At 63.2% G+C, this 24,156-nt stretch carries 25 protein-coding genes and 1 pseudogene; 17 read left to right on the top strand and 9 right to left on the bottom strand.

Features of this window, described 5'->3' with window-relative positions; genetic code table 11:
- Positions 1-10 precede the first annotated feature (10 nt).
- The 4 genes from ATN38_RS03385 (at position 11) to ATN38_RS03370 (ending at position 4,253) form a co-directional block, all read left to right on the top strand.
- Positions 11-973, top strand: coding sequence for an iron-siderophore ABC transporter substrate-binding protein (locus ATN38_RS03385; RefSeq protein ID WP_256931553.1), 963 nt, complete (start codon positions 11-13; stop codon positions 971-973).
- Between the two features lie 168 nt (positions 974-1,141).
- Positions 1,142-1,840 (top strand): CPBP family intramembrane glutamic endopeptidase, encoded by a 699-nt coding sequence (locus ATN38_RS03380; protein WP_051720844.1) that lies wholly within the window; start codon positions 1,142-1,144, stop codon positions 1,838-1,840.
- A gap of 69 nt (positions 1,841-1,909) precedes the next feature.
- Positions 1,910-3,310 (top strand): amidohydrolase family protein, encoded by a 1,401-nt coding sequence (locus tag ATN38_RS03375; protein WP_218747580.1) that lies wholly within the window; start codon positions 1,910-1,912, stop codon positions 3,308-3,310.
- A 1-nt stretch (position 3,311) separates the two neighbouring features.
- Entirely contained in the window at positions 3,312-4,253 is a 942-nt protein-coding gene (locus ATN38_RS03370) for an antibiotic biosynthesis monooxygenase (protein WP_158170837.1), read from the top strand.
- Here ATN38_RS03370 and ATN38_RS03365 read toward each other — a convergent pair.
- Complete coding sequence (locus ATN38_RS03365; protein WP_007726301.1) at positions 4,241-4,471, bottom strand: PLD nuclease N-terminal domain-containing protein; 231 nt, start codon at positions 4,469-4,471, stop codon at positions 4,241-4,243. The two genes, ATN38_RS03370 and ATN38_RS03365, sit on opposite strands and share 13 nt — an antisense overlap.
- An 895-nt stretch (positions 4,472-5,366) precedes the next feature.
- Here ATN38_RS03365 and ATN38_RS03360 point away from each other — a divergent pair.
- Positions 5,367-6,149, top strand: coding sequence for a DUF1906 domain-containing protein (locus ATN38_RS03360; protein WP_042920828.1), 783 nt, complete (start codon positions 5,367-5,369; stop codon positions 6,147-6,149).
- Here ATN38_RS03360 and ATN38_RS03355 read toward each other — a convergent pair.
- Positions 6,136-6,636 (bottom strand): nuclear transport factor 2 family protein, encoded by a 501-nt coding sequence (locus tag ATN38_RS03355; RefSeq protein WP_007726289.1) that lies wholly within the window; start codon positions 6,634-6,636, stop codon positions 6,136-6,138. The genes ATN38_RS03360 and ATN38_RS03355 overlap by 14 nt on opposite strands.
- Positions 6,637-6,871: 235 nt before the next feature.
- Positions 6,872-8,301: pseudogene (locus ATN38_RS03350) on the bottom strand (MFS transporter).
- A gap of 85 nt (positions 8,302-8,386) precedes the next feature.
- On the opposite strand from ATN38_RS03350, the gene ATN38_RS03345 reads away from it, so the two are divergent.
- Positions 8,387-8,845 carry a MarR family winged helix-turn-helix transcriptional regulator gene (locus ATN38_RS03345; RefSeq protein ID WP_003945257.1) on the top strand — a complete coding sequence of 153 codons (459 nt, stop codon included), beginning with the start codon at positions 8,387-8,389 and terminating at the stop codon, positions 8,843-8,845.
- On the opposite strand, the gene ATN38_RS03340 is transcribed toward ATN38_RS03345, so the two are convergent.
- From ATN38_RS03340 to ATN38_RS03330, 3 genes are all read right to left on the bottom strand, one after another.
- Complete coding sequence (locus ATN38_RS03340) at positions 8,836-9,234, bottom strand: hypothetical protein (RefSeq protein ID WP_042448789.1); 399 nt, start codon at positions 9,232-9,234, stop codon at positions 8,836-8,838. The two genes, ATN38_RS03345 and ATN38_RS03340, sit on opposite strands and share 10 nt — an antisense overlap.
- Before the next feature lie 78 nt (positions 9,235-9,312).
- Positions 9,313-10,056: a hypothetical protein gene (locus ATN38_RS03335; protein ID WP_003945233.1), complete on the bottom strand. Its 744-nt coding sequence runs from the start codon at positions 10,054-10,056 to the stop codon at positions 9,313-9,315.
- Positions 10,057-10,327: 271 nt separating this feature from the next.
- Positions 10,328-10,630 carry a 4a-hydroxytetrahydrobiopterin dehydratase gene (locus ATN38_RS03330; protein ID WP_003945236.1) on the bottom strand — a complete coding sequence of 101 codons (303 nt, stop codon included), beginning with the start codon at positions 10,628-10,630 and terminating at the stop codon, positions 10,328-10,330.
- 16 nt (positions 10,631-10,646) lie between these two features.
- On the opposite strand from ATN38_RS03330, the gene ATN38_RS03325 reads away from it, so the two are divergent.
- A complete protein-coding gene (locus ATN38_RS03325; protein WP_007726279.1) occupies positions 10,647-11,072 on the top strand; it encodes a (deoxy)nucleoside triphosphate pyrophosphohydrolase in 426 nt (141 codons plus the stop codon).
- Here the strand turns inward: ATN38_RS03325 and ATN38_RS03320 are convergent.
- Positions 11,050-11,226 (bottom strand): hypothetical protein, encoded by a 177-nt coding sequence (locus tag ATN38_RS03320; protein WP_003945207.1) that lies wholly within the window; start codon positions 11,224-11,226, stop codon positions 11,050-11,052. The genes ATN38_RS03325 and ATN38_RS03320 overlap by 23 nt on opposite strands.
- Before the next feature lie 324 nt (positions 11,227-11,550).
- Between ATN38_RS03320 and typA the strand changes: the two genes are divergently transcribed.
- From typA to ATN38_RS03290, 6 genes are all read left to right on the top strand, one after another.
- Positions 11,551-13,458, top strand: a complete 1,908-nt coding sequence (typA, locus tag ATN38_RS03315; protein WP_007726276.1) for a translational GTPase TypA — start codon at positions 11,551-11,553, stop codon at positions 13,456-13,458.
- Positions 13,459-13,609: 151 nt separating this feature from the next.
- Positions 13,610-15,394, top strand: coding sequence for an ABC transporter family substrate-binding protein (locus tag ATN38_RS03310; protein WP_030536226.1), 1,785 nt, complete (start codon positions 13,610-13,612; stop codon positions 15,392-15,394).
- A complete protein-coding gene (gene mshB / locus ATN38_RS03305; RefSeq protein WP_042448784.1) occupies positions 15,391-16,275 on the top strand; it encodes an N-acetyl-1-D-myo-inositol-2-amino-2-deoxy-alpha-D-glucopyranoside deacetylase in 885 nt (294 codons plus the stop codon). The genes ATN38_RS03310 and mshB overlap by 4 nt, the downstream gene beginning before the upstream one ends.
- Before the next feature lie 107 nt (positions 16,276-16,382).
- Positions 16,383-16,541 (top strand): hypothetical protein, encoded by a 159-nt coding sequence (locus ATN38_RS03300; protein WP_003945210.1) that lies wholly within the window; start codon positions 16,383-16,385, stop codon positions 16,539-16,541.
- 92 nt (positions 16,542-16,633) lie between these two features.
- Positions 16,634-17,050, top strand: a complete 417-nt coding sequence (locus tag ATN38_RS03295; RefSeq protein ID WP_030536224.1) for a hypothetical protein — start codon at positions 16,634-16,636, stop codon at positions 17,048-17,050.
- A 51-nt stretch (positions 17,051-17,101) separates the two neighbouring features.
- Positions 17,102-17,947, top strand: coding sequence for a uroporphyrinogen-III synthase (locus ATN38_RS03290; RefSeq protein ID WP_003945251.1), 846 nt, complete (start codon positions 17,102-17,104; stop codon positions 17,945-17,947).
- Here ATN38_RS03290 and ATN38_RS03285 read toward each other — a convergent pair.
- Positions 17,907-19,478, bottom strand: coding sequence for a PH domain-containing protein (locus ATN38_RS03285; protein WP_080726593.1), 1,572 nt, complete (start codon positions 19,476-19,478; stop codon positions 17,907-17,909). The genes ATN38_RS03290 and ATN38_RS03285 overlap by 41 nt on opposite strands.
- Positions 19,475-19,978 carry a PH domain-containing protein gene (locus ATN38_RS03280; protein WP_042926352.1) on the bottom strand — a complete coding sequence of 168 codons (504 nt, stop codon included), beginning with the start codon at positions 19,976-19,978 and terminating at the stop codon, positions 19,475-19,477. The genes ATN38_RS03285 and ATN38_RS03280 overlap by 4 nt, the downstream gene beginning before the upstream one ends.
- A gap of 82 nt (positions 19,979-20,060) precedes the next feature.
- Between ATN38_RS03280 and ATN38_RS03275 the strand changes: the two genes are divergently transcribed.
- From ATN38_RS03275 to fdxA, 4 genes are all read left to right on the top strand, one after another.
- A complete protein-coding gene (locus ATN38_RS03275; RefSeq protein WP_003945217.1) occupies positions 20,061-20,249 on the top strand; it encodes a hypothetical protein in 189 nt (62 codons plus the stop codon).
- 118 nt (positions 20,250-20,367) lie between these two features.
- On the top strand, positions 20,368-22,926 hold the full coding sequence (locus ATN38_RS03270; protein WP_003945208.1) for a bifunctional FO biosynthesis protein CofGH: 2,559 nt from the start codon (positions 20,368-20,370) through the stop codon (positions 22,924-22,926).
- On the top strand, positions 22,926-23,684 hold the full coding sequence (locus ATN38_RS03265; RefSeq protein WP_042448778.1) for a hypothetical protein: 759 nt from the start codon (positions 22,926-22,928) through the stop codon (positions 23,682-23,684). The genes ATN38_RS03270 and ATN38_RS03265 overlap by 1 nt, the downstream gene beginning before the upstream one ends.
- Before the next feature lie 146 nt (positions 23,685-23,830).
- On the top strand, positions 23,831-24,154 hold the full coding sequence (gene fdxA, locus ATN38_RS03260) for a ferredoxin (protein ID WP_003945248.1): 324 nt from the start codon (positions 23,831-23,833) through the stop codon (positions 24,152-24,154).
- Positions 24,155-24,156 lie beyond the last annotated feature (2 nt).

The following is a 24,156-nucleotide window of genomic DNA, read 5'->3' as shown; positions in this document are numbered from 1 at the left end:
AGTCTCTCGAATGAAGATTGCAGTCACCGCCTTGGCGGCCTCGCTCGCCGTCGCCGGACTTGCCGGCTGCAGCAGCGACAGCGCTGACGCACCCGCGGAGGCGGGAGCAACCGTCTCGACCATGTTCGGTGACGTCGAGGTCCCGGCCAACCCGCAGCGCGTCGTTGCGCTCGGTTGGTCGGACGCCGAGACGGCACTTGCCCTCGGAACACAGCCGGTCGGTGTCGCGGACTGGATGGCGTTCGGTGGCAAGGGCGTCGGACCCTGGATTGCGGACGAGTTCACCACGGACCCGAAGATCCTCGGAACGATGGACTTGAGCGTCGAAGACGTCATCGCGCTCGAACCGGACCTCATTCTGTGGACGCGAAGCGACAACACGCAGGCCACCTACGACAAGCTCAGTGCCATCGCGCCGACGGTCGGGCCGCCTCCAGGTCTCGCCACGGCCTACGGGACGACGGTCGAGCAGCAGACCGAACTCGTCGCCAAGGCACTCGGCAAAGAATCGGAAGGCAAGGCGCTACTCGACGGCCTCAACGCCAAGTTCGACGCCGCGATTGCCGCCAATCCGAACTTCGCGGGCAAGACCGCGGCGGTCGGCGCCTACAGTTCCGACGGTTACGGCGCGTACGTACCCGGCGACGCACGCGCAGACTTCATGACCCGCCTCGGCTTCACGATCCCGACGGCGATCACCGAAAAAGCCACCGGAAACTTCTACATCCCGGTCGCCAACGAGAACCTGAACCTGTTCGACGCGGATCTCACGGTGCTGTTTCCGATCTTCCTCGACAGCAGTGCGTTTGCGAACGATCCGCTACTGCGCGCAATCCCGTCGGCTCAGGAGGGACATCTGTTGATCCTCGATGACCCGGCACTCGTCAATGCGTTCTCGAGTGGCTCGGTACCGGGGTTGACCTACGCAATCGACAACGCCGTTCCGAAGTTTGCGAGCACGCTCGGCGCCTGATCAGAGCTGTTTCGGGACCTGCCCGTCACTGTGAGCGTGTTCGCAAACAGTGGCGGGCAGTTCTCGTGCGCCGGTACACTGGGCAAAGTGAACTTTCAGCTAACGAGCGGCGGCCCAGTGGAGATCGCTCCAGTGGAGATCGAAGCGACCGCTCCTCGTTTTCCGCGGATGCATGCATACGTGGATATCGCTGTTGTGATCGTGGTGCTGGTGGGAACCAATCTGATCGCGCATTTCACCACCGCCTGGGCAAGCATCGCGACGGTACCCATCTCTGCTCTCGTCCTGTTGGCGCTCACCAAGCGCCGGGGAATGGGGTGGGCGGAATTGGGGCTGTCCCCTCGTGACCTGCGGCGAGGTTCGAAGTACGCGCTTGCCGCCGTCGGCCTGGTCCTGACGGTTGTCGCCGTCGGCGCGTTGCTTCCGCTCACACGTCCTTTCTTCATGGCGGATCGCTACGCCACAATTTCCGGCGCGATCGTCGCGTCGATGATCGTGATCCCGCTGCAGACCGTCATTCCCGAAGAGTTGGCTTTCCGTGGCGTCCTGCACGGCACGTTGAACCGGGTCAGTGGATTCCGCGGCGTCGCCGCTGCCGGTTCTCTGATGTTCGGACTGTGGCACATCGCGTCGTCGATGGGTTTGACCAGTGGTAACGAAGGGCTGTCCGGCTTTCTCGGTACCGGAGTCGTCGGCCAGGTCGCCGGCATCCTCGGAGCTGTTCTCGCCACCGCTGCGGCCGGTCTCGTATTCACCTGGCTTCGTCATCGCAGCGGCAGCCTCATTGCGCCGATTGCTCTGCATTGGTCGTTGAACGGTGCAGGTGCGCTGGCTGCGGCTCTTGTTTGGCATGCAACTCTTGCTTGATCCCAATATCTGACAAAAAGGACAGCATTCGCCGCGCGGCGCCGGGTAGTTTTGTGCTTTGCTCAGTAAGTGACGCACCTTCATCGAGGCCATGTCTTCCACATCTCCGGTCGTCCGACGGTAGAGGATGCGGCGCAGTCGCTCGTCTCGATCCCCGACGGCGTCTTGGCGATCGACGATGCCGGAACGATCGTCTACTGCGGAGAATTCGAATCGCTCCCCGGAGACCTCGCGGGCGGCGAAATTCACGACCACCGACCGGGTTTCCTGCTGCCCGGATTCGTCGATGCACACATTCATTTCCCGCAGACCTACGCTGGCGACGCCTACGGCGGCGGCCAACTCCTCGAGTGGCGCGACCTGTGCGTCTTTCCCTCCGAATCGAGATTCGCTGATCCGGAATTCGCCCAGCACGCTGCCGAGGCCTTCTGCGCTCGCCGAATCGCCACGGGAACCACGGCCGCGATGGTGTTCGGATCGGCCTTCCCGCACGCGCAGGACGCCCTGTTCTCGGAAACTCTGGAACGCGGCCTTCGAGTGGTCAGCGGACGCGGGATTCAGACCACCGGCCCGGCCTCCGCCGCTGCACTGATCACCTCGGAAGAGGACGCGATCAGACTCACCCGCGAGGAGATCGACAAGTGGCACGCGGCCGACACCGGCGACGTGAACACTGCGCTCATTCACGTCGCAGTGGTTCCCCGCTTCTCTCTCGCGGTGACAACACGGACGCTGAAGGACTTGGGGGAGTTGTACGACTCCGTCCGTGACCGGGGCGTCTACTTCCACAGTCATCTCAACGAGAACAATCGGCCCGGAACCGGCGAGGTGGCGACCACACTCGCCGAGTACGAGGTCGAGACCTATCTCGACACGTACGACGGCAAGTTCCTCCCCGGCTCACAGGTCGGCGGAAAGAGCTTCCTGGGTCCACGCGCGATACTCGCGCACTCGGTGCACTGCCAGGACTCCGAACTCGCACGGATGGCCGAGACCGGAACCTCGATCGCACATTGCCCTACTTCCCAGCAGTTTCTCGGCTCCGGCACCATGCCGTGGAAACGAACCGTTGCGTCAGGGGTCAACATCGCGATCGGATCGGACTTCGGTGGCGGCGACGAGTGCCTGCTCACCCGAGTCCTCGGCGACGCCTTCAAGGTTCACATCTCCGAAGCCGGCGACGACGGAGTGTCGATGCACCCTGCCGAACTGCTGTTCACCGGAACACTCGCCGGTGCTCGCGCGCTGGACATGGAGAACCGGATCGGCAACTTCGACGAGGGCAAAGAGGCCGACTTCCTGGTGATCGATCCGTCCGGGTGGCCGCCGCTCGCCGGGCTCGTCAACTACGGAACGCGTTCGGATGATCCGATACTCGCCCGCGACCAGACGCTCTTCGGGCTCCTGATGGCGATGCGCGAGCCCGCGATTGCGCACGTGTACGTGCAAGGGCGCCGGATATCGGGCTGACGTGTCCGCAACTGCCATCACCGGGTACCACCGAACGAGTTCGGGATTCCGGGCGTGGGTCGAGCGTGCGGCCGAGACCGCCGGTCGATTCGACGGCTACCTGAGCTGTGGCATCAGTGATCAACCGGAACCGGTGTCGCACGGCGTGTCCGTCACTTTCGACAGTGCCGACGATCTTCATCGTTGGCTGGAGTCGACTGATCGCCGCGATCTCGAAAGATCAGCTGCTGCAACGGGAATTCTGGCGCAGACGAGTGATCTCGTTCTGATCGACGGCCTGCTGCCGCCGCCCGGTATCGGTGTGTACGACCACGCCGTCGTCGTGGGTAAGGAGAACGAGTTTCTGCGAACGCAACGACACCTCATCGATCTCAGTTCGCGATTCTCCGGCTACGAGTCGGTGATGTTGTTGCGGTCGGTCACCGACTCCACCCAGTGGAAGTCCGTCCTTCGGTTTCGGACAGAGCAGCAGTTGGCGGTGTGGATGGCGTCGCCCGAGAGGGCCGCAGCACTACCGAAACTGCGGGCCGAGTTGGCCGAGGACTTCACCGAGACCACGCGGTCGACACCGTTCGGCACCATTCTGCGCACGGAGAACGGGCAGACTCGCGCGACGCCGAATTGGAAGACAGCGATGATCATCCTGCTCGTCCTCTATCCGACGGTGATGACGCTGTCGAGGTTTCTCGGGCCGCTGCTCGACGGGATCGGAGCGCCGCCGTGGCTGTCGATGTGGTTGAGCCAGATAGTCAGCGTCGGCGCCATGACGTGGTTCCTGATGCCGACGGTCACCAGGTGGTTCCGCCACTGGCTCGACCCGGTCGACGGCGCCGTTCCCCGCACCAACTGGCGCGGTGGCGCAGCGGTAATTGCGGTGTACGTCGTGACTCTGACGCTCTTCGCCTCCGTGAAGTGGCTGCAGTTCTGGGACTACTTCGACTGAATCCGGCCTCGGCGGAAGTAGGTGAGCGGTCCGAAGAAGTTGACGAAGATGATCGCCGCCCACTTCTTCTTGCTGCCGTTGACCGTATTGGCAGGGCGTCGCGCCAGGTCTGTCCACGCGGCGATCGCCAACAGGGACTGAATCGTTGCGAGCACGGCGACGACGCGGCGTTGCGCGGGTGACAGCTCACTCCAGGACTTCTTCTTTGTGAGGTTCATGAACTCCACTGTGCCCTCGAACGTCCAATCGGTGTCGAGATCCGGTTGTTATCGGTGCCGGGAGTTCCTCAAATCAGTGTGAATAGCGTCACCATGATGACCGATAGGTATGGTCCCGCGGGCCGTCGGGCCGGTCGTTTTCGGCGTAAAGATCTCGCTAACTGAAGTTATGGCTGAAAAATTGCGCACACGCTCAGGATGCAATGTGCCCTGGATGGGGAAATTTGGCATCGATTCGCAAGTAAGAGACTTTGACGGCGAATCTCTCAGGGTGGGGAAGTCGAGCCCTCTGTTCTTGCAGCACCGGTCCAGCGGTGATGCTGCACGATAACTGATCTCGGCAACCATGTTCGAATTTTGTCAGGAATGCGCAATATGGTGACAAATTGTTCACCGTGACTGGTTGTTACCTGTGGATATGAGGTCACTAGAGCGGGCCTGAAATGTAACGTCCCGGACACATTTGGTGTCGTAAAAGTAACGGAAGGGCTCTAGTGTTAGCCCCGGCAGCCAGCCAGTGGCCCGCCATCACGGACAGTTCATCACTGACAGGAGCAATATCAATGCCTACTATCGGTTTCGGCGACATCTCAGACTTCCTCGGCGCTTTCGCTGACCTCTTCGGATTCCTCGACTTCATCTCCGGAAGCGTTGAAGGCCTGTCGGCAGAGTAAGTCCCGCAGAGCAAGAAGTGCCCCCGAGCCTGTGGCGCGGGGGCACTTCTCTGTTTCGTCGAGCTGCGCGGTGGAGTGGGCACCGAGCCCATTTGTCGCAAATGTGGCTCATGTTGGCCAAGTGCATGGCGGGGATGATGTGACTGTGGTGGAATGCGAGCGAAAGAAGATAGCTTGCCTGCCCGCCACTTCGAGCGGGACACGCCGATGATCGGAGCTTTGTGCACGTCTCGCGAAGAAACCTCTTCAAGTACGCAGCGGCTGGATCGGCGGCTGCCGGACTCGCTGCATTGAGCGGTACGACGTCGGTGGCCAATGCCGGTTCGCTCGGGACCCTGCTCGATTACGCCGCCGGTGTGCCGTCCGCTCAGGCAATCAAGGCCGCCGGGTATGCGGGCGCCATCCGGTACGTCTCGGACAGGCGCCCGGGCGCCGATTGGATGGTCGGCAAGCCCGTACTGGCGCGGGAAACCGACGCGTTGACCGCGGCCGGACTTCAAGTCGTTTCTTGCTATCAATTCGGCAAGGGCGGAACGGCGGACTGGCGCGGGGCCCGCGAAGCGGGCAAGCGTCATGCTGCCCGTGGCCTCGAACTACATGCGGCGGCTGGTGGGCCGTCCGGTCGCCCGATCTACGCGTCGATCGACGACAACCCGACCAGTACTGAAATCACTACGCTGATCGCGCCGTACCTCGAGGGGTGGGCCTCGGTTGTCGGCAACGGAGCGCTCGGCGTCTACGGAAACACTCGCGTGATCGACGCCATGATCAGTGCCGGCGTCGGAACCTGGTTCTGGCAGCACAATTGGGGCTCGCCCGCAGGGTATGTGCACCCGCGGGCAAACCTGCATCAGTTCGAGATCGACAAGCGCAAGGTCGACGGCGTCGGCGTGGATCTGAACTCGATCCTCACTCGGGACTACGGGCAGTGGTCGTTGGCCGGTGCGGTCGGTCCGGCTCAGCCGGTCGGATCCTCGTTGCCGACAGGATCTATCGCACCATAGCGCCGAATTTGGCGAGCCAGGCCTTGGCGTCGTCGGGGAGGGTGCCCGCCGCTTCCGCGGCGAGGCACCATGCTTTTGCCATCGACAGGAAGTTCATCGGGTTGTAGGCGTCTTCTTCGCGAGACCACAGTCCGTTGCCGGCGTAGTGCAGGATCGTGATGTTGGCGGCTCCGTGCTTGGATCCGTCACCCGGATCCTCCATCGGGTTGTCGATCTCGCACACGATCCATCCGCGCTGCTCGTCGACCACGAACCAGTTGGCTGGAAATTCGGTCATGCGGTGCCCCGGGAACTCCGTCATCGTGCGAGTAACCCACTTGCGTACGGCCTCTCGGCCATTGAGGGTGCCGAAAGCGTGTTCCACGTAGACGACGTCCTCGGTGAACATGTCCGCGAAGGCGTTCCAATCGCCGGAACGAGTGCACTCGACAACGGTGTTCTGGTAACCCGCGAAGGCGTCTTCGAGTTCGGTGCGTGTCCAGGTCATGAAAGGCTCCTCGGGTAGTCGTCGCCTCAAATTAGAACACGTTGCAGAATTGATTGTCGGCGATTCGATGCAGGAGGGTTCTGCGGTACCGTCGTTGGCGGGTCGGGGACCCGTTATGTGAGAGGGCACCACGTGGATATCATCATCAATTTCATCTACACACTTCTGTCGAAGTTGCAGACGGGCAGCATCGAAGGCTCTTCGGAGAAGTGAGTCCTCCGCCGGGTTGATTCCCCTACGAGACTTTCTGTTTGGGAATCAACCCGGCGAACACCATCGTCACGACGGCGGCGGCGATGGAGATCAGGAACGTGGTACGAAACGCCTCGAACGAGGGGATCACTGCGGTGCCGACGGTGATGGTCATTCCGGCCAGGACGACGCTCACGATCGCGGCAGACGTCGACGTGCCGATCGATCGCATCAGTGAGTTCAGTCCGTTCGCGGCTGCAGATTCCGTGATGGGGACTGCGCCCATGATCAAGGCCGGCATGGCCGAGTACGAGAGCCCGACGCCCGCTCCGATGAACATTCCGGCCACGGCGACCTGCCAGACGCTCGACACCGTGAAATATGCGAAGGCGTAACCCAATCCGATGACCAGGGCGCCGAGCATCAACGTGATTCGCGGGCCGCGCCAAGCCGAAATTCGAGCGGAGACGGGCGAGAGCGCCATCATGACGAGTCCGCCGGGGGCCAGTGCGAGCCCCGCTGCAACCATGGACAGTCCGAGTCCGTAACCGGTGGACGTCGGTGCCATGAGCAGTTGGGGGAGCGTCAGGGAATTGCCGTACATGGCAAAACCGACGGCGATCGACGCGAAGTTGGTGAAGAGAACTTGCGGCCGGGCCGATACGCGGAGGTCCACCAGCGGTGCGTTGCGTCGAAGTTCCCACCATCCCCACATCGGAAGCTGAGCGCGGAAACCGCAAGGAGCCCCAGGGTTTTCGCGTCGCTCCATCCCCAGGTTCCGCCCTTGGTGATGGGGAGTAACAGGGTGATCAGACCAACGGTGAGGCCGAGCGCACCGACGAAGTCGAAACGTCCCGGGCGTCGTACGGTCGATTCGGGAATGACGAACGCAACCAGTGCGATGCAGATCAGCCCGAACACTGCCGATGTGACGAAGAGGAAGTGCCAGTTGGCATTCTGGGCGATCACCGCGGCGATCGGCAGTCCGATCGCACCGCCGACGCCGAGGGTGGCGCTCATGACCGCCATCGCGCCGGCCACTTTCTTCGGTGGAAGAACGTCACGAATGATGGCTATGCCCAATGGAATTGCCCCGACCGATGCTCCTTGAAGTGCACGGCCGACAACGAGCACGATCAGTGATGGTGCGATCGCGCAGATGGCCGAGCCCAGAACGACCATCGCGAGACTGACCAGCAGCATTCGTTTCTTGCCGAACATGTCGCCGAGGCGCCCGCTGATCGGCGTGATCACCGCGGCGGCGAGGAGTGTTGCGGTGACCGCCCACGAGGTGTCGGCGGGAGTGGAGTTCAACAGGTGCGGCAATTGCGGAATGATGGGGACTACCAGCGTCTGCATCAAGGCGACGACGATTCCGCACAGTCCTAGAACGGTGAGCACTGGACCCGAGGATGCGTAGTTCGTGTCGGGGATTTTCTCGTCGACATTGGACGACCCTGCGTGAACGGACATGCGGCTCCCGCCATGGCGTGTTCTGATTGGTGCGTTCGCCCCAGTGTGCACGCTACACATCGTGTGTAGTCTGCACAATATGAGGATGGACCGGGACCCTGATCTGGTGAATATCGAGTACGAGTTGACTCTGCTCTCGCGTTACCACGCGCTCGCACAACGGGCCGAACTTCATCTGGACCGGTCGGCGTATCTACTGCTCGGTCGACTGGAATTGCAACATCCCATGAGCCTCAAGGAGCTCTCCTGCGCTTTCTCGCTCGACATCTCCACCATCAACCGGCAGATCGGCGCGCTGAGGCGTCAGGGCTTGGTGGAGCGAGTGGAGGATCCGGACGGAGGGCTCGCGCGAAAGGTCCGGCCGACGGCGCAGGGGCTGTCGAAACTTCGTGCTGATCGCGAACATTCGACAGCCGGTGTCGAAAAGGTCCTCCGCGAGTGGACGCCGGAGCAGCGTCTCGCGCTCGGTGACCTACTGCGGCAATTCAATACCTCGGTCGAAGCGCTGGAAGGCCGCGAATGGCCGCGACCGAATCAGGTCTGAGAGTGCGAGACGGATCGTAGTGAGCGGTCCGGATCGCTCGAATCCGATTCCGGCGCAATGACAACAAGTTTCGGGTGTTCTTCGGGGGCTGCATGATTTCCACGCCAGGAGAGCAGTGACCAACGTGAGAGACCGGACAGCGCGGACCCGAGACTGGCGAACGAGCCCGAACTCAGGACCGACGCCGTAGACCCGATGCTTCCGATCGAAAGAAAAGAGCCGACGCTACCGATCGACAGGATCGAGTACGCCGATCCGATCGAGAGAATGGACCCCTCGGATCGGATGGACAGTATCGATCGCGTCGACTTGTGTGACCGTATCGACTGGTCTGGGCCGGATTTCTTCTCTGGACGACCGTGCGTGATGTCCACTCGTAGATGTCCCATCTATCGGGTCTATCACGGTGATCGGAGATGCAAAAGGGACCCACCGAAATTCGGTGGGTCCCTTTCACAAGACTTCGATCAAGCTACCGCGAACATGCCCACGGTCGGAAGGAAGCTGCAGGTGATGCGATCTGCGCCTTCCGGCTGGGTGGTCAGCGAACCGCTGATCACCGAGAGAACGCGTCCGGGGCCGGTATCGGCGATAGCCGACAGAGTGGCTGGGCCGTCCGGGTTGATGCGTGCGGCGTTGGTCAAGTTCTGGGTGGCGCTGCGCTGGTTGTCGATGTTGACCCAGGTGACGGTCATCGGCACCGGCTGGTCGTCGACGGCGGGAGCCGTACCGAGAGCGGTGAAGACGAATCCGGCCTGACCGGCAGCGGGACCGGGAGGAGGCAGGTGAGCCGGGCCGGGAACGGCAAGTGCGGTTCCGACCGAATCGGCGGTGGCCGAGATGCAGCCCTTGCCAAGCGTCGGGTAGAGGAACTGCGCGATGACGGGGGCGTTCTCGTCCGGGATCGCCGGTCCGCCGCCGCCGCTGCCGTCGAGGAAGGTGATGACCTTCTCGAGGGTGGCCTTGATCTCGGGCGGAATGCCGGGGGAGTTCAGGATCGCGCGAGCCTGGTCGAGCAACGCTTGCTGCGGTCCGCCTGCAACATCGGCCGGACCTGCGGCGGCGCCGATGATGGCGGGCGCAAACGATGCGAGGAACTCGATCGGCACACTTTCGGGTGCGGGCGGTGCTGCCGGATCGGCCATTGCCTGTGCCGGCAATGCCAGTCCTGCTACTGCGGCAATAGCGACGGCGGTGAACGCCTTTCGCATACCTCGGGTTCGAAGCACTGTTTCCCCATCCTTAGTCATACCGCGCGGGCGCCTAGGCGAGCTCCGCGTTTGACGGCTCGAGGGGTCACTCTATGTACAGAGCCCCCGGGTTGTACAGCTGTTCAGTTGCTGAGCAGCTACGCACCGGGGGGAGTCTATGGCATGACCGGCCTCGATCGTGATTTACGGCGACCATACCTGTGACTGAAGTGATCTATGTGAAAGTTGATGCAACTGTTACGTCAGATTGCGAGGTTTGTTCACTCGAAGATCAGTCGAAACGGACCGAATCGTCGACGAGTACGTCAATTCGACGGGCAAGGTCGAAGTCCAGTTCCGTGAGACCGCCCGCCGAGTGTGTCGAAAGCGTGTACGTGACCTTTCGCCAGCGAACGTCGATGTCGGGATGATGATCCGCGGCCTCGGCGACTGCCGCGATGCGTTGAAGAAGCGCGATGGCGTCCGGGAATGTCGCGGAGTCGACCGTGCGAGTGATCGACCCTGGCGACAGTTGCCAGGCGGGCAGTTCGTCGAGAGCGTTTTGGATCGCGGAGTCGGACAACAAAGTGGCCATACTCCATCATGGTGCGATGAGTGATGCACCTGCAAGGGATCGGGAAGTTGTCGCCGGTGCGATCTTCCGCGAGGGAAGGCTGCTCCTCGCGCAGCGGACGAGTCCGCCGGCTTTGGCCGGTCGTTGGGAGCTGCCGGGCGGGAAGGTCGAAGAATTCGAATCGCCACAGAACGCGTTGGCGCGGGAGCTGCTCGAGGAACTGGCGGTCGAGGTGAGATGCGGCGCCAGAATCGGTGTCGACGTGCCACTGTCGCCTGGGTTGGTCCTGCGGGCCTACCGGGCGGAGTTGGTGTCGGGAGAACCGGTCGCGCTCGACCATGCTCAATTGACATGGGTCGACGCCGAAGAACTGTTGTCGATGGATCTGGTGGACAACGATCGAGCCTGGATCCCCGAGTTACTCGCGGAATTGAGCGCGCTTACGCCGCACGAGCCTTCTTGAGACCCGCTTTCAGTTCCTTCTTGGATGCGCCCTCGTTCTCGAGCTTCTTCATCCGCATGATGACGACGGGACACTTGATGCACCGCGTCTTCTTGCGGCAGCACTTCTTCTTCGGCTTGAGCTGCGAGACCTTGCTTGCCTTGACTTTTCCCATGTGACGCTGCGGCTTTCCTGTTTCACTACGGCGGAGAGCCCGCTCTTGGAACGAGGTTAGCGTACCCTTAAATGACCTGTTTCTCCAGGTCGTAATCCTACGCGCATCGGCGTGGTGCAGATCACTATTCGCTGGTGGGGGCGGTGATAGAGGCCGCACAATGCAGGAGTATCAGCCCGGAGCGAGTAGTATTTACTAGGCCGCGGTGCCTTCTCAGGCGATTCGTGCCCTGATTCGGATCACACACTCGTGCAGCGGCCACCAGAAGAGCCGTGCGACTTGACTTTCGCGTGGCCGAATCAACTCAGCCAGGAGAGCCATCGCGTGACCATCACCAGCTTCCGTAACGTTGCCATCGTCGCACACGTCGACCACGGCAAGACCACCCTCGTCGACGCCATGCTTCGTCAGTCCGGCGCGTTCGAGGAGCGCGCCGAGCTGGTCGATCGCGTTATGGACTCCGGCGACCTCGAACGCGAGAAGGGCATCACCATTCTCGCGAAGAACACCGCAGTACATAAGGTCAACGAAGACGGTTCCATCACCGTCATCAACGTCATCGACACCCCCGGCCACGCCGACTTCGGTGGCGAGGTCGAGCGCGGCCTGTCCATGGTCGACGGCGTCGTCCTGCTCGTCGATGCTTCCGAGGGACCCCTGCCGCAGACGCGTTTCGTGCTGCGCAAGGCACTCGCCGCTTCGCTGCCCGTCATCCTGGTCGTCAACAAGACGGACCGCCCCGACGCCCGTATCGAAGAGGTTGTCACCGAGGCTCAGGACCTGCTCCTCGACCTCGCATCGGACCTTTCCGACGAGGCCGCCGAAGCCGCTGAGCTCGCACTCGAACTTCCCGTCCTCTACGCGTCCGGTCGCGAAGGCAAGGCATCGACCGTGCAGCCCGAGAACGGCAAGGCTCCCGACGCCGAGGACCTCACCGCGCTCTTCCAGGTGCTGATGGAGTACGTCCCCGCGCCGAAGGGCTCGGTCGACGCACCGCTGCAGGCTCACGTCACCAACCTCGACGCATCCGCATTCCTCGGTCGCCTCGCACTCGTTCGCATCCACAACGGCGAGCTGCGCAAGGGCCAGACCGTGTCCTGGTGCCGCGAGGTCGACGGCGAGCCCGTCGTCACGAAGACCAAGATCACCGAACTCCTCACGACCATCGGTGTCGAGCGCGTTCCCGGTGAGGTCGCCGTCGCCGGTGACATCTGCGCCGTCGCAGGATTCCCGGACATCATGATCGGCGACACCCTCGCCGATCTGGAGAACCCGGTCGCACTGCCCCGCATCACCGTCGACCAGCCGGCAATCTCGGTCACGATCGGCACCAACACGTCACCGCTCGTCGGTCGCGTCAAGGGTCACAAGCTGACTGCACGCATGGTCAAGTCCCGCCTGGACCAGGAGCTCGTCGGTAACGTCTCGCTCAAGGTCCTCGACATCGGTCGCCCCGATGCGTGGGAGGTCCAGGGTCGTGGAGAGCTCGCGCTCGCCATCCTCGTCGAGCAGATGCGTCGTGAGGGCTTCGAACTCACCGTCGGTAAGCCGCAGGTTGTCACGCAGCTCGTCGACGGCAAGGTTCACGAGCCTTTCGAAGAGCTGACCATCGACAGCCCCGAGGAGTACCTCGGCGCCATCACGCAGCTCCTGGCCAACCGCAAGGGCAAGATGGTCCAGATGTCGAACCACGGCGCAGGCTGGGTTCGCATGGAGTTCATCGTTCCTTCGCGTGGCCTCATCGGCTTCCGCACGGACTTCCTCACGGAAACCCGCGGAACCGGTATCGCCAACGCCGTGTTCGACGGATACGGTCCGTGGGCCGGCGAGATCCGTGCGCGCCACACCGGCTCGCTCGTCTCGGACCGCTCCGGCACGGTGACGCCGTTCGCCATGATCCAGTTGGCCGACCGTGGAACCTTCTTCGTCGAGCCCGGCGCAGACACCTACGAGGGACACGTCGTCGGTATCAACCCGCGTCAGGAAGACCTCGACATCAACGTCACCCGCGAGAAGAAGCTGACCAACATGCGTCAGTCGTCCGCAGACGTGATGGAGACCCTCGCAAAGCCGATCAAGCTCGAACTCGAAGCAGCGATGGAGTTCTGCTCCAGCGACGAGTGCGTCGAGGTCACCCCGGAGGACGTCCGCGTCCGCAAGGTGCACCTCAACGCAACCGAGCGCGCTCGCGAGCGTTCACGTAGCAAGGCACGCGACAAGGCTGCTCTGTAGTCTTTCGTCGGTTACAACCTGACAGGCGGATGTGCCTTTCAGCCGAGTTTTCGGCGGAAAGGTACATTCGCCTTCATGGTTTCCAGGCGAAAGATCTGCCAGGGAATCGAGTGCAAAGGGGCGACGCGGCCCCGTACGGAAGGAATTGTCTGTGGCCTCAGGACGTCGCTACCTGGCGTTGGCAGTGGCAGTGACGGCGTTGTCACTGACTGCATGTACAGCCGATCCGCCGCCTCCGGTCGAGAGCACCGAAACCGTCAAGCCCACACCGACTCCGGTCGTTCCGGCGATGAAGCAGGTCACTGTGGCAATCGACGAGGTGGGAGGCGGATTCAACCCGCACCTGCTCGCGGATCAGTCGCCGGTCAACTCCGCAGTCGGCAACCTCGTACTGCCCAGTGCGTTTCGCCCGATCAATTCGCCCACACAACCTGGCGCGACGGAGTGGGCGATCGACGATTCTTTCCTCGTTTCCGCTGAAGTGACGTCGGAGGCCCCGTTCACGATTCGCTACCAACTGCGCAACGAAGCCCAATGGTCGGACGGCGCTCCCATTGCGGCAGAAGACTTTCGCTACCTGTGGCAGCAGATGATCTCGGTTCCCGGTGTGGTCAATCCCGCGGGCTATCAGATGATCGACGACGTGAACTCGTCCGGCGGCGGCAAAACGGTCAACGTCGTGATGCGTGCGCCGTATCCGGCATGGCGAGAGTTGTTCACCGATATTCTTCCGTCCCACCTGATCAAGGACACTCCCGGCGGTTTCAGCACCGGCCTGAGTGAGGGGATTCCGGTGTCGGGAGCCCACTTTCACGTGCGCTCGGTCGACCGCGGCCGGGACGAAATCGTGCTCGAACGCAACGACCGATTCTGGGGCAAGCCTTCAGACCCGGATCAGATAGTTCTGCGACGCGGAGGAACGGCTGCACAGTTGGCGGATGCGCTGCGTACCGACGATGCCCAAGTGGCGCAGGTTCATTCGGGTAGTGCCACGGATATTCAGCTGTCTGCAATCCCGGGTGTCAGGACGGCATTCTCCTACGTTCCGCGCACTCTCGACATCAACGTGAACGGGCGAAGCAAGAACTTCGCAGATGTTCGGGTGCGTAAAGGTGTTCTGGGACTGCTCGATCCGGACCTGCTCGCCGTGGTGGCGGCAGGGAGTGAATCGGCGTCGGCCCCGGTGAAAGCTCAGATCCTCGCTCCGTCGGATCCGGGATATGCGCCCACCGCGCCGCCGAAACCGACCAGGGAGCAGGCGCTGGGCGAGCTGACCGCAGCCGGCTACCTGACGGCACCGCCCACCGGAATCGTCACGGGCACTGGAACGGTCGGATCGATCGTCCGTGACGGCGCCCAGTTGACACTGCTGATCGGCGCTCCCGAAAACGACGACATCGCGATCGCCGTGGCAAACACCGCTGCCGACGAATTGCGTGACGTGGGAATCCTGGCGACCGTCGAATCGGTGGCGCCGGAGGAACTCTACGGCGAGGACCTGACGACAGGACGCGTCGACATGATCGTCGGTTGGAGCCGGGCAGGCGCCGACACGGCCACTTCGCTGGCCTCGCGGTTCAGTTGCCCGAGCGCACCTTCCACTCCGGCAACAAGTTCGGCAGTGCCCGCACCGACGCCGTCGCAGACACCGGAGCCCATCCGAACGACAAGCGTCGAGGCTCCGAGCAACCTGTCCGGGCTGTGTGATCCGGCGTTGCAAGGTCGGATCGACGAAGCGCTCAGTGGCATCGGGGATCTGGGGTCGTTGATCGCCGATGCGGAACCCAAGCTGTGGGATCTTGCGGCGGTTTTGCCGATCGTGCAGAGCCGAGCGCTGGTCGCGGTCGGGACCGGAGTCGAGGGCGTGGTCCTCGACGGGCCGGTGCAGGTGGGGATATTCGGAAACGCTACGGACTGGGTGAGGGTGGAAAAGTGACCGCGTCGGCGAAGCGACTTCTGTTGGTACACGCACATCCGGACGACGAAACGATCACCACCGGTGGCACCATCGCGCGATACGCGTCCGAAGGCGTCGAGGTCACAGTCCTCACCTGCACGTTGGGGGAGGAAGGCGAAGTGATCGGTGATGCGTGGGCCGGGCTCGTGGCTTCCGAGGCCGATCAACTCGGTGGCTACCGGATCGCGGAACTGTGCGCTGCTTTGTCGGCTTTGGGCAGTGCCGCTCCTCGCTTCCTCGCCGGTGCCGGTCGGTATCGCGACTCCGGAATGATCGGCACACCTTCGGCCGCCAATCCCCGTGCTTTTGTCAATGCTCGACTCGACGAAGCAGTTGGCGCGGTGGTCGCCGTCATTCGTGAGATTCGGCCGCACGTCGTGATCACGTACGACCCCAACGGCGGCTACGGGCACCCGGATCACATCCAGGCGCACGCGATCACGACAGCGGCCGTCGAAGCTGCAGGAACGCCCGCGTATCCCGAGACCGGCGAGCCGTGGTCGACTCCGAAGTTCTACTGGACCGTGACCGAGCGCAGCGGACTCGAACGCGGCATCGCGGCGATTTCCGAGTTCCCGGAGAACTGGCGTCTGCCCGAGCCCGGGGAATTGCCGAGCGTCGAGGACACAGACGTGACGACGGCAATCGACGTTCGAGGCGTCATCGATGCGAAGGCGAGGGCATTGAGCGCCCACGCCACTCAGGTGACGGTAGCCCCGAGCCGAGCCGAGTTCGCATTGTCGAACAACGTGGTCCAACCGATCCTGACGGTCGAGCATTTCGTATTGGCCGCCGGCGCGCTCGGTCCGGTGGGTGAGGACGGCCGCGAGCGCGATCTGTTCGGCGGGCTGCACAGCTGACCTGGGCGTCGGCTCACAGGCATTGCGATCGACGCCGTAGTGGTGTGTGATGCGTGTCACCGGATGGGTGGTCCTTTCGGTAACAGCAAAGCCTGGGGGCTGAAGAAATGTACAACTGGGACCTGCAGAACCAGATCGTCGCCTTCGTCGATTCGTTGCGTCCGATGGCTGGTTATTACCACGACTTGTATTACGGGTCGCTCTACGCATTCGCAGATCAGCAGAGTCATTTGCTGACTCTGCTCGGGTTCCCGCCGGTTCCCTGATCAGCTTCGTGCTTTTCGGGCGCGAGCCGGGGTGCTTGTCGGGAGGGACCCCGCGCTCGCGCGATGACGACCGATAGACCACTATCAAAACCATGACGACGGTCGAGAACAACACGGACGCCTCGACAGGAACGTCGCTGTCGTGGCTCGACCCTGTCATCCTCGGCGTCCTGATTTTCGACGGGTTCTTGTGCGCGGTGTTGTCCGTCCTGTTCTTGCCGACTCATCTCGGTACGACGGCATTTCCCATCAGCATTCTCGTAGCCGCGACCGCGAACCTCGTATTGGTGATCGCCGCCCGCACGGTTACGACGCCGGGTAGGGCCGCATTGCCGCTCGCCGGTTGGATCGTCGGGTTCTTGGTGTGCATGGTGGGCGGCCCCGGCGGCGACGTACTCGTGCTTTCGTCCCCTCTGACCTTCCTGCTGCTGGTCGGTGCGATCGCTCCGGCCGCCGTTTTCCTCTTCAAAGTGGCGATCAACAGACTCGCCACCCTCAGCTCGCAATAGTTCTCGGCGCGCGCGTAGGAAACTGACCCGTGCATAAGGGACACTCAGCCTGTGGCTGAACATGATTTGGCGGGTGCGACTATCGCCTTGACCGCAGAACGGCGTGTCGAAGAATTTGCGACGCTCCTCGAACGTCGAGGCGCGGAGATCGTGCGGACACCGGTGATCCATGTGCTGCCGTTGGTGGACGATCGAGACCTGAGGACTCAGACGTCCGCTTTGATTGCCGATCCTCCGGAATTGGTCGTGATCAGTACCGGGATCGGCTTCAGGGGTTGGCTCGACGCCGTCGCCTCGTGGGGTTTGACCGAGGAGTTCCTCGGGGCTCTCGCCCACACGCGCATCATCGCCCGCGGCCCCAAGGCGACGGGCGCCATCCGAGGCGCCGGACTGCGCGAGGAATGGTCGCCTTCGGGTGAGTCGTCCGAGGAAGTTCTGGCACATCTCGGAAGCGAGGGAGTGGCAGGCTTGCGCATCGCAGTCCAGTTGCACGGCACCATCACCGAATGGGAGCCGTTGACGGACCTGAGCGCCTCCCTCGCCGACATCGGCGCGGTTGTCACTCCGGTATCGGTCTATCGGTGGATCCGGCCGCCGGATCAGTCGCCGGTCCGCGCGTTGGTCGCTGCAGTTCGTTCCGGTGCGATCGACGCGCTGACCTTCACCAGTGCCCCCGCGGTCTCCTCGATGCTCAGCACGGCAAAAGAAATGGGCGAGCTGGAGCGGTTCGTCGCAGCGATGCGCGGACCGGTACCGACCTACTGCGTCGGACCGGTGACGGCCGCTCCGCTGGAACTCCTCGGTGTTCCGACCATCCAGCCCGAGCGATCGCGTCTCGGTTCGCTGGCGAGGCTCATCATCGACGACCTGCCCACACGTCGCCACCGCCCGGAGTGACGGCTTCGATCAATTCCCACGCGTTCTCGGCGGGGAGATCGATCACCTCGTAGCTTCCGGTGCCGGCGGGCGTCGCGGCGACGACGGTTGCCACTCCCGCGCGCCTCTGGAAGAACGTCTCGCGCACCGTCCATCCGATGACACCTTCGGATTCGAGACTGTGACGCTGGCGATCGAGCGAGCCGTTTCGGGTGATCAACCAGCCGGGTAGTACTGCGTGGCCGAGGCCGTTGTATCGGTCGTAGGCGAGGGCGGTGCCACCGATGGCGAGTACGGCGACCCCGAACCACGCGTAGATCGGTACATCGAGTCCAGAAGCCGCGCACGCCACACAGACCAGGAACGCCACCGCGGCGAGGAACAGTGCTCGGGTGTACCGGCGACGCCGCGCGGCCGGGCCGTGCGGGATCAGCGGGGCGGACGCCTGGCGTGAGTCACCGATCACGGTGGCCATCACTCGCTCGGCTTCCCTGCGCGGTCCCTGCGGGAGCAGTAGCGAAGATTCCTTCTTCTCGGCGCTGACCCCGGTCATGATGGCGTCGAGCCGCGCGCCGCGGGCCAATCGCAGCAGGAGCGGTTCCTTGAGCGTCGTGCCGCGGAGGCGGGCGCGGTCGAGTGTGGTTTGCCGAGTCTTCAACAGGCCGTGACTGACATGCAGGATGCGGCCGTTGTCGGTGAGTTTCATGTTGCCGAACGCGATCAGGTACTGGACGCAGGCGAGTGCACTCGACAGCACCAGCAGCACGACGAGTGCGATGACGACCATCAGTGCGATGCCGAGGCTCTCGAGTGAGTCGAAGCTGTCGCTCACTGCCGAGGATTTCGCGACGGCAGTGCCGATGCCGTATTGGAACGAGATGCCGATGATGGCTGCGATGATGGCGATTCCGGTGAACGAAAAGGGGGCGTAGCGAACCCAACTCGGTTCCCAGTGACCGATTTCGGTGTCGACCGGTTCGGTGATGCTTTCGACCGGCGTGCCCGGGGTTTCCAGTCGCCGTGCTTGCTGGGCGCCGGCCAACAGTGCGGCGCGTAGGTCCGGAACCAGGGCGGTCGACAGGGCGTTGAGCTCGAACTTGTTCGAATCGTGGCCGCTCCCGGCGCGCTGGCCGGTACCGATGCGCACGATCGACAGTCCGAGCAACCGGTGCATGACCCCGGCCTCGACGTCGACGGATCGGATGCGGCTACGCGGGACGGAGAGCAGCTTTTTCTGGAAGACCCCGGTGCGCAGTTGAACGTGGACGGGTCCGATTCGGTACGTGGTGGTGAAATACCGCAACAAACCGAAGATGACGAGCAGAGTGACGACGCCGAGTCCCCACCAGTGGTTTCCGGATTGGCTGCCGAGAACTACGGAGACGAGTAGGACCGGGAGCAGTTTGACGACTTCGTTGACGGGGTGGACCAGAAGCATGCGTCGGTCGAGGCGGAGCCAGGGCTGTTCCTCTTCCGCGGCCTCGGCAGCTGCCGTTTCCGCCTCTACCGGGATCTCGATCGCGGTCGGGTCGCCCAACTGTTTCTCGTTCACGTCGCGTCTCCCACGTTGGTACCCGCGATCTCCGTCAGTTGAGCCACCGTGCGGTCGGCGACTTCCTGGTCGAGTGCGGAGATCTTCACGGCCCCGGCCGACGACGCTGTCGTGACCGTGACGGTTGCCAGACCCAACATGCGGTCGATCGGTCCGCGCTCGGTGTCCACGGTCTGCACGCGCGAGATCGGTGCGATGCGTCGCTCCTGGGTGAACCAGCCGGTGCGGGTGTATACCGCGGTGTCACTGATCTCCCATCGGTGGACCCGATACCGCCACGCCGGGACCATCAGAATGTAGGTGGCAGCGAAGAGTACGGTGACTGCGAATACGGTGCCGACCACCCAGGACGGGATTCCGGGTACCAAGACGGCACAGACGATTTCGGCGACGATGACGGGTACCCAGAACAGTGAGGCAGTGATTGCCCACAGCCTCGGGGCTTTGGTGCTGGGTCGCCATAAGGGGTCGGCCATGGTCAGCGGTTGCGGCGCAGTCATGGGCACTACTTTGGTCGAGTGAGGGGCGATCTGTCGACATCGGCCCTATCGTGGAGTGTGGCGACCGCGAAGGGAGCACGTGATGACCGAACAAGATGCGACATTCGACCCGGAGGCTCCGGAATCAGATGCGCTCGAACAATCGACACCCGTAGATCCGAACGCCCCTGAAGAACCCGATCTGACCGACATTCCGCTCGACGCGCCAGTGGCTGACGTGGTGGATCAACGAGTCGAGGTTGCGGTCGACGACGACTACCGGCCGTCGTGATCGAGGCGGTGTCGGGGCGGTGAGGCCTCCTACTTCTGGCACCGGGTGGCACTAGTCGTCCCACATGGCGCATGATCGCTAGGTGAACCGAACTGGTGATGACTCCGGCAAACCCACCATGCTTCCGATGCCAGGTATTTCCGCGTCCGCCTCGTCCAGTCCGTCGCCCGGCCCGTCAGCGTCGGCGATGCGGCGAGTTCTCCGTCGTGCACGCGACGGAGCGACCCTGAACGTCGACGAGGCGGCAACGCTGCTGCAGGCACGGGGAACCGATCTGACCGATCTGTGTTCTTCGGCGGCCAAGGTTCGCGATGCCGGTCTGCTGGCAGCGGGTCGGCCGAACACCGTGACGTATTCGCGAAAAGTTTTCATTCCGCTGACCCGTCTGTGCCAGGACAAGTGCCACTACTGCACATTCGTCACGGTGCCGGGGAAGCTGCGTGCCGCTGGGCACGGCATGTTCCTGGAACCGGACGAGGTTTTGGACATTGCCCGGGCAGGCGCCGAATTGGGCTGCAAGGAAGCGTTGTTCACGCTGGGGGATCGCCCCGAGGCTCGCTGGCCGGAAGCCAAGCAATGGCTGGACGAACGCGGCTACGACTCCACCCTCGACTACGTGCGAGCGATGTCGATCCGGGTACTCGAGGAGACAGGCCTGCTCCCACACCTCAATCCCGGTGTGATGAGCTGGCAGGAACTCTCGCGGCTCAAGCCCGTTGCGCCGTCGATGGGCATGATGCTCGAGACGACCGCTACCCGGCTGTTCACCGACAAGGGTGAGTGCCACTACGGCAGCCCGGACAAGGACCCGGCGGTTCGGCTACGCACCCTGACCGACGCAGGCCGACTGAACATCCCCTTCACCACAGGAATTCTTGTGGGCATCGGGGAGAACTTCCTCGAACGTGCCGAGTCGATCATGGCGATACGCAAGTCGCAGAAGGCGTTCGGCCACATCCAGGAAGTGATCATTCAGAATTTCCTGGCCAAGCCCGATACCGCGATGCGCAATACGCCTGATGCTGGACTCGACGAGTTTCTCGCGGCCATCGCCGTCGCACGCCTGCTGCTCGGGCCGACGATGCGGATTCAGAGTCCGCCGAATCTCGTCTCGAACAGCGAGTGCCTCGCGCTGCTCGGCGCAGGCGTGGACGACTGGGGCGGGGTATCACCGTTGACCCCCGATCACGTCAACCCCGAGCGTCCCTGGCCGAATCTCGAGACCTTGGCCGAGATCAGCGCCGAGGGCGGCTTCACGCTGACCGAACGCACTGCGGCTCAGCCGGCATATGTCCTGGCCGGGGCTCCGTGGATCGATCCGCGTATTGCGGGTCACGTGCAGGCGCTGGCGGATCCCAAGACCGGTCTCGCCTTGCCAGACACCAAGCCGGTGGGTCGGCCGTGGCAGGAACCGGACGAGTCGTGGGAATCGAGCGGACGCGTCGATCTCAATACCGAGATCGACACGGACGGGCGCAACACCGAGACCCGCAGTGACCTGGGCAGTGCGTTCGGCGACTGGGAGACCGTGCGCGAACAGGTTCTCGAGCTCAGTGCTCCGATTCGCGTCGACACCGATCTGCTGGCTGCGCTCCGCAGTGCCGAACGCGACCCGGCCGGATGTTCCGACGACGAGTACCTGGCCCTTGCCACGGCGGAGGGCCCGGGCCTGGAAGCCGTTGTGGCACTGGCGGATGCGCTGCGCAAGGATGCCGTCGGCGAGGACGTCACCTACGTGGTGAACCGGAACATCAACTTCACCAACATCTGCTACACGGGCTGCCGATTCTGTGCGTTCGCGCAGCGCAAGGGTGACGCCGACGCGTTCACGCTGTCGGCAGAGCAGGTCGCCGACCGTGCGTGGGAAGCGCACGTCGCCGGCGCAACCGAGGTGTGCATGCAGGGCGGTATCGATCCGGAACTTCCCGTCACCGGTTACGCCGACCTGGTCCGGGCCGTCAAGAAGCGCGTGCCGTCGATGCACGTCCACGCGTTCTCTCCGATGGAGATCGTGAACGGTGCATCGCGCAGTGGTGAGAGCATCAGGGATTGGCTGACGGCCCTTCGTGAGGCGGGCCTGGACACCATTCCCGGTACGGCAGCGGAGATCCTCGACGACGAGGTGCGCTGGATCCTCACCAAGGGCAAACTGCCGACGGCGGAATGGATCGAAGTGGTCACCACGGCGCACGAGGTGGGGCTGCGGTCGAGTTCGACGATGATGTACGGGCATGTCGATCAGCCGCACCATTGGGTCGGGCACCTGAACGTTCTTCGCGGAATCCAGGACCGTACAGGCGGATTCACGGAGTTCGTGCTGCTGCCGTTCGTTCACCAGAGCGCGCCCCTGTACCTGGCGGGCGCTTCCCGGCCAGGGCCGACCAATCGGGACAACCGCGCTGCGCACGCGTTGGCACGCATCATGCTGCACGGCCGCATACCCAATATCCAGACCAGCTGGGTCAAACTTGGCATCACCGGAACGCAGATGATGCTCAACGGCGGCGCCAACGACCTCGGCGGAACGCTGATGGAAGAGACGATCTCGCGGATGGCCGGCTCCGAACACGGTTCCGAGAAGACCGTCGCAGAACTGCGCGCCATCGCCGAGGGAATCGGACGTCCGGCACGCGAACGAACCACCACACATGCACGACGCGAAGGAGCGATTGCCTGATGGCTGACGTACTGGGGGACCGCAAGGTCGTCGAGGTTCTCGATCGAGCGGTGTGGGGGATCAACCCGGTTCTCGACCTCGCCTACAGCGATCCGCTCGGTATCAAGCGTCGGACGTTCGAACCGACCGATCCCGAGCGAAACGCTGCTGCGATGGTGTTGGACGCGGCCGCTTGGGTCCTCGACGTCGTCAAGTTCCCCGGGACGGCGGCGTGGTCGGTGATGACCGACGAGCAGCGCTCGAAGTGGTGGACGACCCGGTTGGGTGCACTCAACACCGTTGCCGTCGCGTTCCCCGGCATCTTCGGCGTCCTCCTCAATCGGTTGCCGATCCAGGACCTGCTGGCCTTCGCGAATCAGGCCGTTGTGCTCGTTGCGGTTGCCCGTGAACACGGAGTGACCGAACGGGATCAGCAGGTGGACCTCCTGGCGTCGGTGCTGTGCCGGCGTGAGACGAAGTCTCGAGAGCTTCTCACCGGAGAGGACTTCGCCGAGAAATCAGCCGGCGGCGCCGACGAGACCTGGCGCCCGTTCGCGCTCATCGGAACGTTGTGGCGCACGTCCAAGACTTTTCGTGCCATCACGGACGAGTTGCACAAGCGGCCGTCTCGGACAAAACCGTACGAGATTTTCGGCAAGATTCCGGTGGTCGGCGTCGTGGCGGATTACCTCGGTGAGCGGGGCGCACTGGTACGCGCGGCCGCTCTGGGGGAGAAGTGGATCGCGATTCGGTCGAGGAACATCACCGCAGTAGGCTGAAATGTGTTACCCCCGCCTGCTCAGAGTCGGTCGGCAGGGGGATAATAGGCTGTTCCCGCGGTACGTGAGAGTCGTATCGGATTTTCGGCCCCTTGCAACTGCGTGTTGCGGCGGCGATGCACGACAGGAAGGCAGGGAGATCGGCAGTGACCTACACGATTGCTGAACCGTGTGTAGATGTGATGGACAAGGCGTGCATCGAAGAATGCCCTGTCGACTGCATCTACGAGGGTGGACGCATGCTTTACATCCACCCCGACGAGTGTGTCGACTGCGGCGCGTGTGAGCCTGTCTGTCCCGTCGAAGCCATCTTCTACGAAGACGACGTCCCGGACCAGTGGAACGCGTACATCAGCACCAACGTCGATTTCTTCGACGATCTCGGCTCACCGGGTGGAGCGGCCAAGCTCGGCAAGGTCGACTACGACACGCCGTTCATCAAGGCGCTGCCTCCCATGGGTGAGGAATAGAG

The sequence above is a fragment of the Rhodococcus sp. FH8 genome, from assembly GCF_019266085.1.
Classification (GTDB): domain Bacteria; phylum Actinomycetota; class Actinomycetes; order Mycobacteriales; family Mycobacteriaceae; genus Rhodococcus_F; species Rhodococcus_F qingshengii.
This window is presented reverse-complemented; position numbering and strand designations above follow the sequence as displayed.

Excerpts from the sequence above, each read along its gene's own strand:
- ATN38_RS03300 (WP_003945210.1), top strand. The coding sequence starts at position 16,383 with ATGTACAACTGGGACCTGCAGAACCAGATCGTCGCCTTCGTCGATTCG.
- ATN38_RS03330 (WP_003945236.1), bottom strand. The coding sequence starts at position 10,630 with ATGGCCACTTTGTTGTCCGACTCCGCGATCCAAAACGCTCTCGACGAA.
- ATN38_RS03385 (WP_256931553.1), top strand. The coding sequence starts at position 11 with ATGAAGATTGCAGTCACCGCCTTGGCGGCCTCGCTCGCCGTCGCCGGA.
- ATN38_RS03355 (WP_007726289.1), bottom strand. The coding sequence starts at position 6,636 with ATGACCTGGACACGCACCGAACTCGAAGACGCCTTCGCGGGTTACCAG.
- ATN38_RS03365 (WP_007726301.1), bottom strand. The coding sequence starts at position 4,471 with ATGAACCTCACAAAGAAGAAGTCCTGGAGTGAGCTGTCACCCGCGCAA.
- ATN38_RS03295 (WP_030536224.1), top strand. The coding sequence starts at position 16,634 with ATGACGACGGTCGAGAACAACACGGACGCCTCGACAGGAACGTCGCTG.
- ATN38_RS03265 (WP_042448778.1), top strand. The coding sequence starts at position 22,926 with ATGGCTGACGTACTGGGGGACCGCAAGGTCGTCGAGGTTCTCGATCGA.
- ATN38_RS03380 (WP_051720844.1), top strand. The coding sequence starts at position 1,142 with ATGCATGCATACGTGGATATCGCTGTTGTGATCGTGGTGCTGGTGGGA.
- ATN38_RS03340 (WP_042448789.1), bottom strand. The coding sequence starts at position 9,234 with ATGGGACATCTACGAGTGGACATCACGCACGGTCGTCCAGAGAAGAAA.
- ATN38_RS03325 (WP_007726279.1), top strand. The coding sequence starts at position 10,647 with ATGAGTGATGCACCTGCAAGGGATCGGGAAGTTGTCGCCGGTGCGATC.
- ATN38_RS03335 (WP_003945233.1), bottom strand. The coding sequence starts at position 10,056 with ATGCGAAAGGCGTTCACCGCCGTCGCTATTGCCGCAGTAGCAGGACTG.
- ATN38_RS03280 (WP_042926352.1), bottom strand. The coding sequence starts at position 19,978 with ATGACTGCGCCGCAACCGCTGACCATGGCCGACCCCTTATGGCGACCC.
- ATN38_RS03345 (WP_003945257.1), top strand. The coding sequence starts at position 8,387 with ATGGACCGGGACCCTGATCTGGTGAATATCGAGTACGAGTTGACTCTG.
- ATN38_RS03275 (WP_003945217.1), top strand. The coding sequence starts at position 20,061 with ATGACCGAACAAGATGCGACATTCGACCCGGAGGCTCCGGAATCAGAT.
- ATN38_RS03320 (WP_003945207.1), bottom strand. The coding sequence starts at position 11,226 with ATGGGAAAAGTCAAGGCAAGCAAGGTCTCGCAGCTCAAGCCGAAGAAG.
- ATN38_RS03270 (WP_003945208.1), top strand. The coding sequence starts at position 20,368 with ATGCTTCCGATGCCAGGTATTTCCGCGTCCGCCTCGTCCAGTCCGTCG.